Source organism: Geodermatophilus sp. SYSU D00710, assembly GCF_054050195.1.
The window spans coordinates 1-15,615 of sequence record NZ_JBJGYX010000009.1 but is presented as its reverse complement, the minus strand read 5'-3'; the positions used below and the strand labels follow the sequence as shown (position 1 = coordinate 15,615).

Here is a 15,615-nt window from a genome sequence, read left to right as displayed (position 1 = left end):
CCGCGGCGGCGGGGGTGGTCAGCGCACCACGAGCCGCCGTTCCCGCTGGTCGAGGACGACCTCGCGGGCTCCCTGCCGCAGCCCGTCGAGCACCGCCCGCACCACCTCGTCGCGGTCGTGCCCGGCGGACAGCCGCGGCGGCGTCCCGGCCAGGGCCCGGTCGACCAGGCCGGTGTCGACGTGCGGGGGCCGGACGTCGAGGACCGCGATCGACCGGCCGCGCAGCTCGCGGCGCAGCACCGCGGCCCACGCCGACAGGGCCGCCTTGCTCGCCGAGTACTCCGCCATGCCCAGGGTCGGCGCGTCGGCCACGATCGCCGAGAGCAGGACCAGCGCCCCGCCGTCGGCCAGGTGCGGCAGCGCGGCCCGCACCAGGCTCATCGGCGCCAGCGTGTTGACGGCGAACAGCTCCTCGGTGACCGCGTCGTCGGCGTCGGCGGCGGGACCGAAGGCCACCACGCCCCACGCGACGACGACGGCGTCGAGGCCGCCGAGGGCGTCCGCGGCGTGCTCGACCGCGGTCCGGACGGCGTCGACGTCGACCGCGTCCGCGGCGAGCGCGGGCGCCCCGCCGAGCTCCGCGGCCAGCGCCTGCAACCGCCCGTCGTCGCGGCCGGTCAGCGCCACCCGAGCACCGGCCCCCGCCACGGCCCGCGCCAGCTCCCCGCCGAGCACGCCCGTCGCGCCGGCCACCAGCACCCGCGCCCCCGTCAGCTCCACGCGCGGCCGGTGCCCGCCGCGACGGCGACCTAACCTCTCCCCGTGGCCCACGACCCGCACGATCTCGCGCCGGAACTGCTGGCCTTCCTGACCGAGCGGCACCTGGCCACGCTCACCACGTTGCGCGCCGACGGCAGCCCGCACGTCGTGCCGGTCGGCGTCACCTTCGATCCCGGCACCGCCACCGCGCGGGTGATCACCTCCGGCGGGTCGGCCAAGGCCCGGCACGTGCGCGGCGGGCAGCCACGCGTGGCCGTCTGCCAGGTCGACGGCCGCCGGTGGCTGACCCTCGAGGGCACGGCGGTGGTGCGCGACGACCCCGCGTCGGTGGCCGACGCCGAGGCGCGCTACGCCCGGCGCTACCGCGCACCCCGGGAGAACCCCGCGCGGGTGGTCCTCGAGATCTCGGTCGACCGCGTGCTGGGCAACGCGTGACCATCAGAGCATGACTGCTTCTCGGCCCCGTCCGGAGGCTCGTCGCGAGCGTGCGAGCGATGAGAGGGACGGGGTCCTTTCGCTGACCGGCGTCGACCTGACCGCCGAGGTGGTGCGTACCGAGCGCCTCCTGCTGCGGCCGATGCGGGAGGACGACGTGGACCCGGTGTTCCGGGCCTGCCAGGACGCCGAGACCCGGCGCTGGCTGACCGCGCTGCCCTCCCCCTACACCCGCGACTCGGCCGCGGACTTCGTGCTGCGCACCGCGCCCGCCGGCCGGGCCGCCGGGACCGACCTCGGCTGCGCGATCGAGGCCGACGGCGCGTTCGTCGGGGCGTGCGGGATGCACCACCTGACCGGCGGCCGCCTGGGCCCGGAGATCGGCTACTGGATCGCCCCGTGGGCGCGTCGGCGGGGCTACGCGGCCGAGGCGGCCGCGGGGCTGGCCGTCTGGGCGCTGTCCCGCGGGGCGGCGCGGGTGCACCTGTTCACCGACGTGGCCAACGAGCCGTCGCAGGCGGTGGCGCGGCGGGCGGGGTTCGCGGAGGAGGGCGTCGTCCGGCGGTGCCTGGACCACGCCGACGGCACCCGCGGCGACGCCGTCCTGTTCGGCCGGGTGGCCGAGGGGTGAGGGCGGGGGCCCGGCGGACGTGCCGGGCCCCCGCCGGTGTCAGCGCGGGACGGCCGCGGGCTCGGTGGCGGCGGGCGTGGCGGCGGCGGACGCAGACGCGGCGGTGCCGGCCTGCCCGACGGGCGGGTCGACCAGCCGGATGAGGCCGTAGTCGAAGGCGTGCCGCCGGTAGACGACCGTCGGCCGGCCGGTGTCGGCACAGTGGAACAGGAAGAAGTCGTGCCCCACGAGCTCCATCTCGAGCAGGGCCTGGTCGACGGTCATCGGGACGGCGGGGTGGTGCTTCTCGCGGACGATCCGCCCCGGCAGGTGCTCCTCGGCGTCGGTCTCGGGTGGTTCGGCGTCGACCTGTGATCCGGGGAGCTGTGCGAGGTCGGGGATGCCCACCGCCGGTGTCTGCAGCGGTGCGGCCTCGGGCGCACTCGTGACGCGGACGCTGGGCGGCGTCCGGCGGCCGTGGTGCACGCGCCGGCGGTCGTTGGCCCGGCGCAGCCGGTTGTCGAGCTTGGCGCAGCTCAGGTCGAGCGCGGCGTAGAAGTCCGGCGCACTGGCCTCGGCGCGGACCACCGGTCCCTTGCCACGGAGGGTGATCTCCACCCGCTGGCAGTTGGCGGACTGGCGAGGGTTCTTCTCGTGGAACAACTCGACGTCGATGCGGGACAGCTTGCCGTCGAACCTCTCGAGCTGGCCGACCTTGTCCTCCACGTGCTGCCGATAGTGCTCGGGCACCTCGACGTTGCGGCCACGGACCACGATCTCCATCAGACCTCCCGGTCATGGGGTGTGACCGATGCCACGCTAGTCCCTGTCCGAGGGGCCGGACAGTCGATCGAGACGACCGCCGGACGGGCTCCGGACGGCGTGCGGGGACCCCGCCGGTGCCGGAACGGGAACGGCTCCGGGGCCCGGGCGCGGGGTCGCGGCGACCACGGCGGCGAGCACCGGCGCGGCGCCGTCCGGACGGGTCGCGGCCAGGGTCACGGCCGCCTCGGTGAGGGTCGCACCGCTGGTCACGACGTCGTCGACGACCACCAGCAGCGACCCCGGCGGCACCGCGCCCGCCCGGGCGGTGAACGTCCCGGCCAGGTTGGCCCGCCGCTGGGCGACGTCCAGCCCGGCCGAGTCGCGCACCCGGCCGGTGCGCGCGAGCAGCCGCGCCGGCCGCGCGTCGACGCCGGCCGCCCGCAGCTCCGCGACCGCGGCGACGGCGAGCTCGCGGACGTGGTCGCGGCCGCGTGCCCGCAGCGCCGCCCGGGTCGGCGGGACCGGCACGAGCAGCACCGGCCGGCCGGGGAGCAGCGCGGCGTGCACGCCGACGGCCAGCGCGAGCGCGGCGCCGAGCGGGCCGGCCAGCTCCGCCCGGCCGCGCTCCTTGAAGGCGACCACCGCCGGGCGCACCGGCCCGGCGTAGGCGCCGGCGGCCACCGTCGGCGGCATGCCCCACGGCACCCGCCGCGGCGCGGCCTCCCGCGGCCGGGTCAGCAGACCCGTGCAGCGCCCGCAGAGCACCGGCCCCGGAACGCCGCAGCCGGCACAGGTGCGCGGCAGCACGAGGTCGGCGAGGGCCGCCGCGAGGGCACGCACCGCCGCATCCTGCCGCGTCCGGGGAGCCCGCGGGCCGTCCCCGCCCGACCTGTGGACGCGGCCCTACACCGGGTAGAACGGCTCGGTGCCCGGCACCGGCTGCTGCCCGCGGACGAGGGTCACCCAGGTGCCGCCCGACAGCTCCCACACCGAGCCGCCGGCGCTCACCAGCGGCCGCTGCCCGGGGGCGGCGGCCAGGGCGGTGGGCTGGCTGGGCAGGCCTGCGGTGGGCTCCTCGTCCAGGCCCCACCCGTCGACGCCGACGACGTAGGGCACCACGCCGTCCTCCCCGCCGTCGGAGGCGAGCACCATCAGGCTGCCGGAGGTCCGCCAGGCGACGTCGGTGACCGCGTTGAGCGAGGGGGCGATCTCGCGCAGGTCGCGCAGCGCGACCGGCCCGTCGTCGGAGCGCACGACGGTGCCGACGAGCAGCGCCGAGCCGTCCCCCCGGCTGACGACGACGGCGGCGCGCACCCCGTCGGGCGAGAGCTCCAGCGCCGTCGCCCGGCCCTGCCCGGACAGCGTCGGGGCGTTGACCGGCTGCGGCGAGCCGCCCGCGGGCACCCGCACCACGGTGGTCTCGTCGCGGATCACCCAGAACTCCGGGCGGGTCGCGGCCACCGTCGGCGCCGACAGCCGGCTCGCCGGCAGCACCGGCGCGAGGTCCTGGCCGTACCGCCCGGCCAGCAGGGTCGCCGTCGCCCCGTTGACCGAGACGCCGACCATGTCGGTCAGCGCGCTGGTCCGCGGGTCCGCCCACACCGCGGCCGCGGACAGGGCGTACTGGTCCGAGCCGGCCGGCCCGGCCACCGGCTGGCCGTCGACGGTCATCAGCCGGCCGGCGTCGAGGTAGTGGCCGACGGCGTCGGCGGGGACGGACTCGGGGCTGAAGGCGGCCCAGTCGTCGGTGCGCTGGACGGCCGGGAGACCGTCGAGGGGCAGCGGGTCGCCACCGGCGGTGATCTCGACCGAGCTGATCCCGTCGAGCTGGTCGAGGGTCCAGACCAGCTGGGCGCACAGCTGGGACACCTGCGCCGGTGCCACGTCGCCGAGCCCGGCGAGGTCGACGGTGGCGGTGGCCCCGCTGACGGTCACCGCCCGGGTGAGGGTGACGCCGGTGAGGGGGTTGTCGACGCCGGCGGCCAGCGTCGGCGACGGGCCGTCGATCAGCCGCTGGACCAGGGTGGTCGGCTGCGCCTCGCCGCCGAGCAGGTAGCGCGGGTCGGGCACCATCCGCTGCCCCGTCCGGTCGACGAAGTAGGCGGCGAGGTCGTCGTAGAGCCGCTCGAAGTCCGGCACGAGCATGACCAGCCCGTCGGGCGGGTTGCTGATCCGCCACTGGCCGCCGACCTCGGCGAGGGTGAACTCGTGGGTGAACACCTCGCCCGCGGCGGCCGCGGTGAACACCCCGCGGGGGTCGATGGCGCCGACGAGGTCCCCGGTCATGACGACGGTGCCGGCGTCGGTGGTGACGGTGGCGTAGTCGGCGCCGACCAGGGTGATGCCCGACTCGTCGGACCAGGCGGCCGCGGCGTCGGGGGTCAGGTGGTCGCGGGCGACCGGGTGCCGCTGCAGGTTGCTGGCCGCGGCGTCGACGAACCCGCGGACGATCTCCTCCCGGGGCGCGTCCGGGGCCGGGCCGAGCGGCTCGATGCCCACCTCGCCGGCCGGCCGGGCCGGTGCCTCGGTGATCTGCACCGGCGCCGAGGCGCTGGGCACGGTCGAGCAGGCGGTGAGCAGCCCCAGCACGAGTGCGGCCACGGCGGCCGGGCGCCGCCTCACCGCGGCACCGCCGGTCGGCGCACGATCGTCGGCCGCAGCGGCAGCGGCGAGCTGGTCAGGTCGGCACCGGCGCTGAGCGGGACGGTGAGCCGGAACTGCGCGCCGAGCCCGGGCTGGCCCCACACCTGCAGCCAGCCGCCGTGCAGCCGGGCGTCCTCCAGGCTGATCGACAGGCCCAGGCCGCTGCCGCCGACGGTGCGCACGCGGGAGGGGTCGGCCCGCCAGAACCGGTCGAACACGTGCTGGGCGTCCGCCGAGGACAGGCCCACGCCGTGGTCGCGGACGGTCACCGCGGCCGCCGTCCGGTTGGCCGCCAGCGTCACCTCGACCGGCCGGCCGGTGCCGTGCTCGATGGCGTTGCCCACGAGGTTGCGCAGCACCCGCTCGACGCGGCGGGCGTCGACCTCGGCGATCACCGGGTCCGGCGGGCAGGTCACCTGCAGGTCGCAGCCGTGCCGCTCCGCGAGCGCGGACATGCCGTCGGTCACCCGCCCGACGAGCACGCCGAGGTCGGTGGGCGCCCAGTCCAGGACGGCGGCGCCGGCGTCGTAGCGGCTGATCTCCAGGAGGTCCGACAGCAGCCGCTCGAACCGGTCGAGCTCCTCGTGCAGCAGCTCCGCCGAGCGGGCCACGTGCGGCCGGAAGTCACCGCGCGACTCGTGCAGGACCTCGGCGGCCATCTGCACCGTCGTCAGCGGGGTGCGCAACTCGTGGCTGACGTCGGAGGTGAACCGCTGCTGCAGCTGGGAGAGGGCCTCGAGCTGGGTGATCTGGCGCTGCAGGCTGTCGGCCATGGCGTTGAAGCTGGTGGCCAGCCGGGCCAGGTCGTCCTCGCCGCGGACGGCCATCCGTTCCTCGAGCTGCCCCTCGGCCAGCCGCTGGGCGATGCCGGCGGCGCGGCGCACCGGGTCGACCACCAGCCGGGTGACCAGCACGCCGATGCCGGCGACGAACAGGGTGAGCGCGATGCCGCTGATCGCCACGGTGCTGCGGATCAGCGAGAGCGTCTCCTCCTCCTGGTCGAGGGGGAAGGCGTAGTAGAGCTCGATCTGCCCCGCCGACGAGGCGCCGCCGGGGACCGGCGACCCCACCAGCAGCGTCGGCCGGGGCTCGCCGGAGTCGTTGGGGACCGGCCAGTACTGGTAGGACTGCCCGCCGCCGCGGACGTCGGCGCGCAGCCCGTCGGGCAGCGCCGGGTAGATGCCCTGCCGGCTGACCGCCGGCGGCCGCTCGGTGTCGCCGGTCCGGTACACCATGACGACGTCGAAGTCGCCGGCCGACCCGCCCCGGGTGAGCAGCTGCTGCACCGTGCGGTCCAGCGCGGTGCGCACGCTGGCCGCGTCGCCGGCGGCGATGCCGACCACCTCGGTCTGCGCGTAGAAGACGCCCGACTGCACCTGGTCGACCGCGGCCTGCTGCTTGACGGTGAGCAGCTGCGTGCGGATCTGGCTGAACAGCACCAGGCTGACGATGACGACGACCGTGCCGGCCACCACCATCGTGATCGCGCCGATGCGGACGTGCAGCGACGACCGCCAGGCCGACAGCGCAGCGGCCAGCAACGCACGCCCCGCCCGGCGAGCCCGGCCGGCCCGCCGGCGCACCCCGCGGCGCAGCGTGGGCAGGTCGCGGGGCAGCCGCCGCGCCGGCGCGGCCGGCGGGGCGGGCACCTCGGCGTCGCCCTCGGGGGGAGCGGCCCGCTCGGTCGTGCTCACTGCCGCATCACGGCGGGCCGGCCTTGTAGCCCACCCCGCGCACGGTCAGCACGATCTCGGGCTTCTCGGGGTCGCGCTCGATCTTCGCGCGCAGCCGCTGCACGTGGACGTTGACCAGCCGGGTGTCGGCGGCGTGCCGGTAGCCCCACACCTGCTCCAGCAGCAGTTCGCGGGTGAACACCTGGCGCGGCTTGCGGGCCAGGGCCACCAGCAGGTCGAACTCCAGCGGGGTGAGCGCGATCGGCTGGCCGTCCCGGGTCACCTGGTGAGCGGGGACGTCGATCTGCACGTCCCCGATGGCCAGCGTCTCGGCCTGCCCGGTCTCGCCGCGGCGCAGCTGGGCGCGCACGCGGGCGACGAGCTCCACCGGCTTGAACGGCTTGGTGACGTAGTCGTCGGCGCCGGCCTCGAGGCCCTGGACGACGTCGATGGTGTCGCCCTTGGCGGTGAGCATGACGATCGGGACGGTGGACTGGGCCCGGATGTCCTGGGCGATCTGCAGGCCGTTGCGGCCGGGCAGCATCAGGTCGAGCAGGACGATGTCGGGCCGGGTCTGCTGGAACACCGACAGCGCACGGTTGCCGTCGGAGACGAAGGCGGGGTCGTAGCCCTCGCGCCGCAGCACGATGCCGAGCATCTCGGCGAGGGCGGCGTCGTCGTCGACGACCAGGACGCGGCCGCGACTGGGCCCGGTGTTCGCTGCGGTCGGAGGCACGCGACCATTCTGCGACGTCACGGCCGGATCACGGTGGCGCCGGACCGACACGACCGGTCCGGCGCCACCATCCGCCCCGGGTGTCACCGGGGTCGGGCCGGGATCAGGTGACCTGATCATCGAGCGTCCTCCCTCACGTCCCACCGTGCGGGAGGACGCCCCACGGTGAGGGAGGACGCCCCACGGGCCCGGGTCGAGCGGGGGCGCAGGGGTCCGCTCAGTAGCGGTAGTGGTCGCTCTTGTAGGGCCCCTCGACCGGGACGCCGATGTAGTCGGCCTGCACCTTGGTGAGGTCGGTGAGCTTCACGCCGAGGGCGTCGAGGTGCAGCCGCGCCACGTGCTCGTCGAGCTTCTTGGGCAGCACGGTGACCGAGGGCTCCCTGCCCTCGTAGGCCGCGCGGTTGCCCCACAGCTCGATCTGGGCGAGCACCTGGTTGGAGAACGAGGCGCTCATGACGAAGCTGGGGTGCCCGGTGGCGTTGCCCAGGTTCAGCAGCCGGCCCTCGGAGAGCACGATGACGGTGTGGCCGTCGGGGAACCGCCACTCGTCGACCTGCGGCTTGATCGTGGTCCGCTCGATGCCCGGCGTGCGGGCCAGGCCGGCGATGTCGATCTCGTTGTCGAAGTGGCCGATGTTGCCGATGATCGCCTGGTGCTTGGTCCGCCCGAGCTGCTCGGCGGTGATGATGTCGCGGTTGCCGGTGGCGGTGATGACGATGTCGGCCCTGCCGATGACCTCGTCGAGCGTGGTCACCTCGAAGCCGTGCATCGCCGCCTGCAGGGCGTTGATCGGGTCGATCTCGGTGACGATCACGCGGGCGCCCTGGCCGCGCAGCGACTCCGCGCAGCCCTTGCCGACGTCGCCGTAGCCGCAGACCACGGCCACCTTGCCGCCGATCATCACGTCGGTGGCCCGGTTGAGGCCGTCGATGAGGGAGTGCCGGCAGCCGTAGAGGTTGTCGAACTTGCTCTTGGTGACCGAGTCGTTGACGTTGATCGCCGGGAACAGCAGCCGGCCCTCACGGGCCAGCTCGTAGAGGCGCATGACGCCGGTCGTGGTCTCCTCGGTGACGCCGCGGATGCCCTGGCCGATGCGGGTCCAGTACTGCCCGTCCTGCGCCAGCGTGCCACGCAGGGCGTCGAGGATGACGCCGTACTCCTCGGAGTCGGCCTCGGTGGTGTCCGGGACGGCGCCGTCGGTCTCGAAGCGGGTGCCCAGGTGCACCAGCAGGGTGGCGTCGCCGCCGTCGTCGAGCAGCATGTTCGGGCCGACGACGTCGCCGTTCTCGTTCCGGAACTCGAACAGGCGCTGGGTGCACCACCAGTACTCCTCCAGCGTCTCGCCCTTCCAGGCGAAGACGGGCACGCCCGCGGGCTGCTCGGCGGTGCCCTGCCCGACCACGATCGCGGCGGCGGCGTGGTCCTGGGTGGAGAAGATGTTGCAGGAGACCCAGCGGACGTCGGCGCCGAGCGCGACGAGGGTCTCGATGAGGACGGCGGTCTGCACGGTCATGTGCAGCGAGCCGGCGATCCGGGCGCCGGCCAGCGGCTGGGCGTCGCCGTACTCGGCGCGCAGCGCCATGAGACCGGGCATCTCGTGCTCGGCGAGCTGGATCTCCTTGCGGCCGAACGGGGCCAGGGAGAGATCGGCGACCTTGAAGTCGGTCTCGCCGTCGGGGGTGGTCAGGGCGCGGGTGCCGGTGGTGGCGGTCATGTCGCTCCAGGGTCGACGCCCCCGCCGCGGCGGGGACTCGGGGTCGCTGAGGTGAGCGAGCATGCCGAGGCTTCGGCGGGGCTCGTGCCGTCGACCAGCATAACGCCGGCCGGGGAGCGGCTCAGGACTCGCAGCCGACGCCGTCGCCGTCGCCGTCCAGGTCGGGGTTCCAGCCGGGGTCGCCCGTGCGGATCGGCGCGGCACCCGCGGCGCGGACGGCCGCGCAGTCGGGGTACGGCCCGGGGTCGGGGGCCGGCGGGGTCTGCTGGGCCGGCAGCGGGGTGCTGCCGGGCAGCGGCTCGTCGGGGCAGCCCCGGAGCACGGTGGCCACCGCGTCGCGTTCGGCGGCGGTCATCCACAGCCCGTAGGCGCGCTTGACCGCGACCTGGCGGGCGACGTAGGCGCAGCGGTAGCCGCGGGCCGGCGGCAGCCAGGTGGCCGCGTCGGAGTCGCCCTTGGCCTGGTTGAGCGGCCCGTCGACGGCGAGCAGGTTGAGCGGGTCGTTGGCGAACTCGGTGCGGCGGGCGTCGTCCCACTGCTGCGCGCCCTTCTGCCAGGCGTCCGACAGCGCGACGACGTGGTCGATCTGCACCGCCTCGCTGGTGCCCTCGCCGCGGCGGAACTCGATGGTGGCGTCGGAATAGGGGTCTTGGAGCGTCCCGGAGACGACGACGCAGTCGCTGCCCGGTCGGAACACCTCGCCGGTGAGGTCGCGGGCTAGCACGTCGTTGCGGGTGTCGCAGCCGTTGCGGTCGGTGTCGGCCCAGGCGTCACCGAACTCGTCGCGGTCGTAGCCGGTGCGGGGCGCCCGGCCGCGGACCTCGATCTGCTCGAGCTCGGCCAGGGCGGTGCCGGCGGACGGGACGGGCGCCGCGGGTGCCTCGACGGCGTCGCAGCCGGACGCGAGCACGGCCGCGACCCCGAGCGCCAGGACCGCCCGCCGGGAGGACCGGGTGAGCACGACCGACGCTACGTCCGCCGCCCCCGCGGTCCCGGCGGCGACACGCCCGCGTGGGTTCCTCCCGGTTCAGCGCAGGTTCGTCGTCGCCCGGTAGAGCACCGCCGGGCCGCGGGCGGTGACCGGGGCACCGGCGGGCACGAACGCCGACTGCCCGCGCTCGAGGACCACCTCGCCGTCGGCCCCGGTCAGGACCGCACGGCCCTCGGTGCACAGCAGGACCTGGGGACCGCGGGTGCCCAGCGACCCGGTGAGGTCGTCGAGCTGGCAGTGGGTGAGGTCGAAGTCGTCGACCGGGACCGGGTAGCGCAGGCCGCCCGGGCCGAGCACGGGGTGCAGGACCGGGATCTTGCCGTCGGAGAAGTCCAGGACCTCGATCAGCGCGGCCAGGTCGACGTGCTTGTCGGTCAGCCCGCCGCGCAGCACGTTGTCGGAGCTGGCCATGACCTCCACGCCGGCTCCGGAGAGGTAGGCGTGGAGGTTCCCGGCGGGCAGGAAGACCGCCTCACCCGGGGCCAGTTTGAGGTGGTTGCACATCAGCGAGATGACCACGCCGGGGTCGCCGGGGTAGGCCTCGGCGAGCGTGGTGGCCCAGCGGTAGGTGTTGATGAACTCGGGGTCGTGAGCGGCGACGAACCCGGCGGCCCGCTCCGCCACCACGTCGACGAGGTGGGTGCGCCGCTTGCCCGACAGCGCCAGCAGCTGCGGGATGGCCGACTGCAGCCCGCCACGGGCGAGCGCGGCGATCGTCGGTTTGAGCTCGGGCAGCTGGAGCTTGGCCAGGCAGTGCAGCGACTCCTCGACCGGCCGGAAGCCGCACAGCGCCTCGAAGGTGGTCAGGGCGAGCAGCAGTTCCGGCTTGTGCCACGGGTCCTTGAACGTCCGCGTCGGGTCGTCCTTCGGGACCCCCGCGGCCTCCTCGGCGGTGTAGCCGGCGCGCGCCTGCGCCATCGTGGGGTGCGCCTGCAGCGACAGCGGGGCGTCGGCGGCCAGCACCTTGAGCAGGAACGGCAGCCGGGCGCCGAAGCGCTCCACGACCGCCGGCCCGAGCAGCCGCTCGGGGTCGGCGGTGATCGCGGCGTCGAGCGGCCGGCCGTCGGCGAGCACGCTCGGCTGGTCGGGGTGCGCGCCCATCCAGAGCTCGGCGCAGGGTTGCTCGGCGGGGCTGGGCCGGCCGAGCAGTTCGGGGATGACGGTGCGGCTACCCCACGGGTAGTGCCGGACCGCGCTGGTGAGCTGCCACATCGGCGTGGAGGCTACTGGCGGGTCCGGTCGGGATGCACCGCCCGAGCGCGGCTGCCCCCCGCAGAGGGCAGGGCGGCTCCGTCAGGACGACGTCAGTGCGTCGTCGTCCCGCTCGCGGCGGGGTCCTTGCGCCGGTGCAGGGTGAGGCTGAGGACGAGCACGATCAGCGCACCGACGACGAGCCCGATGACCGCGCTGGCCCCGGTGTTGACCAGCCACCCCACGACGCCGCCGAGCGCCCCGGTGGCCTCGTGCGCCGCCTCCTCCCAGTGGTGGACGACGTCGTACACCGCGTGCAGCCCGAGCTCCTCGCTGCCGACGAGCAGGATGTGGCCGCCGACCCACAGCATCGCGACGGTCCCGATCACCGTCAGCGCGCTGAGCAGCTTCGGCATCCCCTTGACCAGGCCGCGGCCGAGCCCGGCCACGCCCTTCTTCCCCGACTGCGACAGCCGCAGCCCGGCGTCGTCCATCTTCACGATCAGCGCGACGACGCCGTAGACGACGACGGTGATGAGCAGCCCGACGACGGCGAGGATGACCGCCCGCGACCAGAAGCCCTCGCCGGCCACCTCGTTGAGCGCGATGACCATGATCTCCGCCGACAGGATGAAGTCGGTGCGCACGGCGCCGCGGACGACGGTGTCCTCGTCGGGCATCGCCTCCTCCGCCGAGCCGTGGTCGTCGTGGCCGCCCTTGAGCCGGTGCCAGATCTTCTCGGCGCCCTCGTAGCAGAGGTAGGCACCGCCGATCATGAGGATCGGGGTGAGCAGCCAGGGCAGGAACTGGCTGAGCAGCAGGATCGCCGGGAGGATGATCAGCAGCTTGTTGCGCAGCGACCCGAGGGCGATGCGCCGGATGATCGGCACCTCCCGCTCGGCGGCGATCCCGCGCACGTACTGCGGCGTGACGGCGGTGTCGTCGACGACGACGCCGGCGGCCTTCACGCTGGCCCGCCCGGCCGCGGCCCCCACGTCGTCGATGGAGGCGGCGGCGGTGCGGGCGAGCAGCGCCACGTCGTCGAAGAGGGCTACGAGTCCACCGGCCACGGGAGGTCCTTCCAGTCGGTCAGCACTCGTGTGCTGTCACGGTCGTGAGGGTCCGTCCGGCCGCAGCGCCGGCGCACCCCCGGGTGCCGGTACCCACCGGAACGCGATCGAACGCCGCGGGACCGGGAACGCGCGGCTCACCGGCGCAGCGCCCGCTCCTGGTCCAGCGCCAGGGCGAGGTAGACGGCGCTGAAGTCGGCGACCGCGAGCTGCCGCGCCAGGCGGGGCAGCCGGCCGTGGCGGTCGGGCTCCCCGTGCTCGGCCAGGCCGCTGACCGGGACGTTGCCGCTCGCAGCGGTGCGCAGCACCTCGGCCATCGCCTCCTGCGCCGATCGCGGCTCCCGCTCCCCCGCGCCGTCGTGGAGCGCGGCGTCGGTGTCGCGGACGGTGAGCAGCCGCAGCCGCCGGCCGGTGTCCTCGGCGCGGTCGCGGAAGAAGTCGTCGGGGTCACCGGCGGCCAGCGGGCCACCGAGGACGGCGCAGGCGGCCACCCGCTGGTCGGGCAGCCGGAACCCGGTGCTGGGCAGGCCCGCGAGCGTGGCGAGCTGGTCGGCGAAGCGCTCGGCGACGGTGCCGGCCAGCGGTCCCTCGGCGGCGATGACCGGGAAGGCGTCGAGCAGCTCGAGGGCGAGGGTCTTGGCCGGGTTGACGAAGGACTCCCGCGCCGGCCCGCACTCGACGGCGATCTCGTCGAGCGCGGCGGCGATCGCCTGGGGGTCGGCCACCTCGTCCCGGACCAGCCCGAGCTCGCCGGCCAGCCGGAGCAGCGGCGTCAGCAGCGACCACAGCGTGGTGTGCCGGACCCGCGAGCGCGGCAGCGGCACGTAGGGCATCCGCGCCGTGGAGCAGGCCGCCCGCAGCGGGGCGTCCTCGGCGCCGATGCCGAGCAGGCTCACGCCCCGGCGGGCGGCCTCGTACGCCGGCGTCACCGCGTACCGGCCGGCGCCGGTGCGGGTGGCGACGACGGCGATGTCGGTGGGCCCGGTCCACACCGGCAGGTCGGGACCCGGGACGACGTCGACGGTGACCGGGCTCGAGGGCCCCAGCAGGGCGCGCAGGACCGACGCGGCGACGGCGCCCTCCCGGCGGGCGACGATGACCAGACCGCGCGGGCGCCCGCCGCCGGTCACCCGCTCCAGCTCCGCCTCGTCGACCAGCCGGGAGGTCTCACGGACCTGCGCGCCGGCGCCGGCGACGGCGGGCAGCAGGCCGCGCGGGTCGCGGGCGCGCAGCACGTCGAGGTCGTCGAGGACCTCCTCGGCCAGCTCCGGCGAGGTCACGGCGCCGCCGTCCCGCCGTCCCGGCGCCGTGCCTCGTCGAGCAGCAGCACCGGGATGCCGTCGCGCACCGGGTAGGCGCGCTCGCAGGTCACGCAGACCAGCTCGCCGGCCGCCTCGTCGACGGTGAGCGGGCTGTGGTGGGTGTCGGGGCAGGCGAGGATCCCCAGCAGCACCGGGTCCAGGCCGAGCGGGCCTCCAGCGGTCATGCGCGCACCATCTCCAGCACTCGGTCCCGCAGCTGTTCCATCCGCGCCCGGTCGGGCGCCTCGACGTTGAGCCGCAGCAGCGGCTCGGTGTTGCTCGCCCGCAGGTTGAACCAGGAGCCGTCGGGGAGGTCGATCGTCAGCCCGTCGAGCTCGTCGACGGTCGCGCCCTCCCCCTCGAACGCCTCCCGGACGGCGGCGGTGCGCCCGGCGGCGTCCTCGACGGTGGAGTTGACCTCGCCCGACGCGGCGTAGCGGCTGTAGGCGGCGGTGAGTTCGGACAGCGGCCGGCTCTGCTCGCCGAGCGCGGCGAGCACGTGCATGGCGGCGAGCATGCCGGTGTCGGCGCGCCAGAAGTCGCGGAAGTAGTAGTGCGCGGAGTGCTCGCCCCCGAACACGGCGTCGGTGCGGGCCATCTCGGCCTTGATGAACGAGTGCCCGACGCGGGTGCGCACCGGCTGCCCGCCGTGCTCGCGGACGATCTCGGGCACCGCGCGCGAGGTGATCAGGTTGTGGATGACCGTCGTGCCGCGGCCCTTGGCCAGCTCCCGGACGGCGACCAGCGCGGTGACCGCCGACGGGCTCACCGGCTCGCCGCGCTCGTCGACGACGAACACCCGGTCGGCGTCGCCGTCGAAGGCCAGGCCGATGTCGGCGCCCTCCCGGCGGACGGCCTCCTGCAGGTCGACCAGGTTGGCCGGGTCCAGCGGGTTGGCCTCGTGGTTGGGGAAGGTGCCGTCGAGCTCGAAGTACAGCGGCACGACGTCGAGCGGCAGCCCGTCGAGGACCACCGGGACGGTGTGCCCGCCCATGCCGTTGCCGGCGTCGACGACGATCCGCAGCGGCCGGATGGTCGAGAGGTCGACCAGCGAGCGCAGGTGCGCGGCGTACTCGTGCAGCACGTCGCGGGAGGTGACCTCGCCGGCCCGGTCGGGGGTCCGCTCGTAGTCGTCGCGCTCGGCCCACTCGCGGATGGTGACCAGCCCCGACTCCTGCCCGATCGGGGCGGCCCCGGCCCGGCAGAGCTTGATGCCGTTGTACTGCGCGGGGTTGTGGCTGGCGGTGAACATCGCGCCCGGGACGTCGAGGGACCCGGCGGCGAAGTACAGCAGGTCGGTGGAGCCCAGGCCCGCCTCGACGACGTCGACGCCGCGGGAGAGGACACCGGCGGCGAAGGCCCGGGACAGCGGCACCGACGAGGGGCGCATGTCGTGGGCGGTGACGACGGTGGTCGCGCCGCTCTCGCGCACCACGAACTCGGCGAACGCGGCGCCGATGCGCCGCGCGACGTCCTCGTCCCACTCGTCGGGGACCACGCCCCGGACGTCGTAGGCCTTGATGATCGACGACAGACCCGCCACTGCCCACCCTCGCCTGGACTGGCCGGGCGCTGGTCCCCCGGTCCGGCCGACCTTATCGACGCGCGCGGGGACGGGCTCCCCGGAGGTCCGGCTAGTTGTCGTGACCGGACAGGTTGTTCACGCGGCCAGTCGGCTGATCGGTGGGTGGCCTCCGAGGGCGGAGTGGCTGCGGGCAGTGTTGTAGTGCTCCAGCCAGGCGTCCAGGGCGGTGGTGCGCTGGTCA

The 15,615-nt window shown here is 75.3% G+C and carries 16 protein-coding genes; 2 read left to right on the top strand and 14 right to left on the bottom strand.

The genetic code is table 11. From position 1 onward, the window contains the following. Positions 1–18: 18 nt before the first annotated feature. A complete protein-coding gene (locus ACI78U_RS06140; protein WP_456874398.1) occupies positions 19–720 on the bottom strand; it encodes an SDR family NAD(P)-dependent oxidoreductase in 702 nt (233 codons plus the stop codon). 42 nt (positions 721–762) lie between these two features. On the opposite strand from ACI78U_RS06140, the gene ACI78U_RS06135 reads away from it, so the two are divergent. Next, on the top strand, positions 763–1,155 hold the full coding sequence (locus ACI78U_RS06135; RefSeq protein WP_456874397.1) for a pyridoxamine 5'-phosphate oxidase family protein: 393 nt from the start codon (positions 763–765) through the stop codon (positions 1,153–1,155). Positions 1,156–1,267: 112 nt separating this feature from the next. Continuing rightward, positions 1,268–1,786 (top strand): GNAT family N-acetyltransferase, encoded by a 519-nt coding sequence (locus ACI78U_RS06130; protein WP_456874396.1) that lies wholly within the window; start codon positions 1,268–1,270, stop codon positions 1,784–1,786. A gap of 39 nt (positions 1,787–1,825) precedes the next feature. Here the strand turns inward: ACI78U_RS06130 and hpf are convergent, their stop codons facing one another. The 13 genes from hpf to ACI78U_RS06065 form a co-directional block, all read right to left on the bottom strand. Next, positions 1,826–2,548, bottom strand: a complete 723-nt coding sequence (gene hpf / locus ACI78U_RS06125) for a ribosome hibernation-promoting factor, HPF/YfiA family (protein ID WP_456874395.1) — start codon at positions 2,546–2,548, stop codon at positions 1,826–1,828. 36 nt (positions 2,549–2,584) lie between these two features. Further along, the gene (locus ACI78U_RS06120; protein WP_456874394.1) at positions 2,585–3,370 is read right to left on the bottom strand and encodes a ComF family protein; all 786 of its coding nucleotides are present in this window, start codon (positions 3,368–3,370) and stop codon (positions 2,585–2,587) included. 63 nt (positions 3,371–3,433) lie between these two features. After that, positions 3,434–5,152, bottom strand: coding sequence for an LpqB family beta-propeller domain-containing protein (locus ACI78U_RS06115; protein WP_456874393.1), 1,719 nt, complete (start codon positions 5,150–5,152; stop codon positions 3,434–3,436). After that, on the bottom strand, positions 5,149–6,867 hold the full coding sequence (gene mtrB / locus ACI78U_RS06110; protein ID WP_456874392.1) for an MtrAB system histidine kinase MtrB: 1,719 nt from the start codon (positions 6,865–6,867) through the stop codon (positions 5,149–5,151). The genes ACI78U_RS06115 and mtrB overlap by 4 nt, the downstream gene beginning before the upstream one ends. Before the next feature lie 7 nt (positions 6,868–6,874). Then, positions 6,875–7,582, bottom strand: coding sequence for an MtrAB system response regulator MtrA (gene mtrA, locus ACI78U_RS06105; RefSeq protein ID WP_456874391.1), 708 nt, complete (start codon positions 7,580–7,582; stop codon positions 6,875–6,877). Positions 7,583–7,799: 217 nt separating this feature from the next. Then, positions 7,800–9,296: an adenosylhomocysteinase gene (gene ahcY / locus ACI78U_RS06100; protein ID WP_456874390.1), complete on the bottom strand. Its 1,497-nt coding sequence runs from the start codon at positions 9,294–9,296 to the stop codon at positions 7,800–7,802. Between the two features lie 121 nt (positions 9,297–9,417). Next, positions 9,418–10,257 (bottom strand): HNH endonuclease family protein, encoded by an 840-nt coding sequence (locus tag ACI78U_RS06095; RefSeq protein ID WP_456874389.1) that lies wholly within the window; start codon positions 10,255–10,257, stop codon positions 9,418–9,420. Positions 10,258–10,323: 66 nt separating this feature from the next. Beyond that, positions 10,324–11,499: a mannose-6-phosphate isomerase, class I gene (manA, locus tag ACI78U_RS06090; protein WP_456874388.1), complete on the bottom strand. Its 1,176-nt coding sequence runs from the start codon at positions 11,497–11,499 to the stop codon at positions 10,324–10,326. Between the two features lie 92 nt (positions 11,500–11,591). Continuing rightward, positions 11,592–12,548: a DUF808 domain-containing protein gene (locus ACI78U_RS06085; protein ID WP_456874387.1), complete on the bottom strand. Its 957-nt coding sequence runs from the start codon at positions 12,546–12,548 to the stop codon at positions 11,592–11,594. Between the two features lie 137 nt (positions 12,549–12,685). Beyond that, positions 12,686–13,828 carry an SIS domain-containing protein gene (locus ACI78U_RS06080; protein ID WP_456874386.1) on the bottom strand — a complete coding sequence of 381 codons (1,143 nt, stop codon included), beginning with the start codon at positions 13,826–13,828 and terminating at the stop codon, positions 12,686–12,688. Further along, positions 13,825–14,034 carry a Trm112 family protein gene (locus tag ACI78U_RS06075; protein WP_456874385.1) on the bottom strand — a complete coding sequence of 70 codons (210 nt, stop codon included), beginning with the start codon at positions 14,032–14,034 and terminating at the stop codon, positions 13,825–13,827. The genes ACI78U_RS06080 and ACI78U_RS06075 overlap by 4 nt, the downstream gene beginning before the upstream one ends. Then, entirely contained in the window at positions 14,031–15,392 is a 1,362-nt protein-coding gene (locus tag ACI78U_RS06070) for a phosphomannomutase/phosphoglucomutase (RefSeq protein ID WP_456874384.1), read from the bottom strand. The genes ACI78U_RS06075 and ACI78U_RS06070 overlap by 4 nt, the downstream gene beginning before the upstream one ends. A gap of 117 nt (positions 15,393–15,509) precedes the next feature. Beyond that, positions 15,510–15,615, bottom strand: a 106-nt coding sequence (locus tag ACI78U_RS06065) for an integrase core domain-containing protein (RefSeq protein WP_456874495.1), incomplete at its 5' end; no start/stop codon positions are given.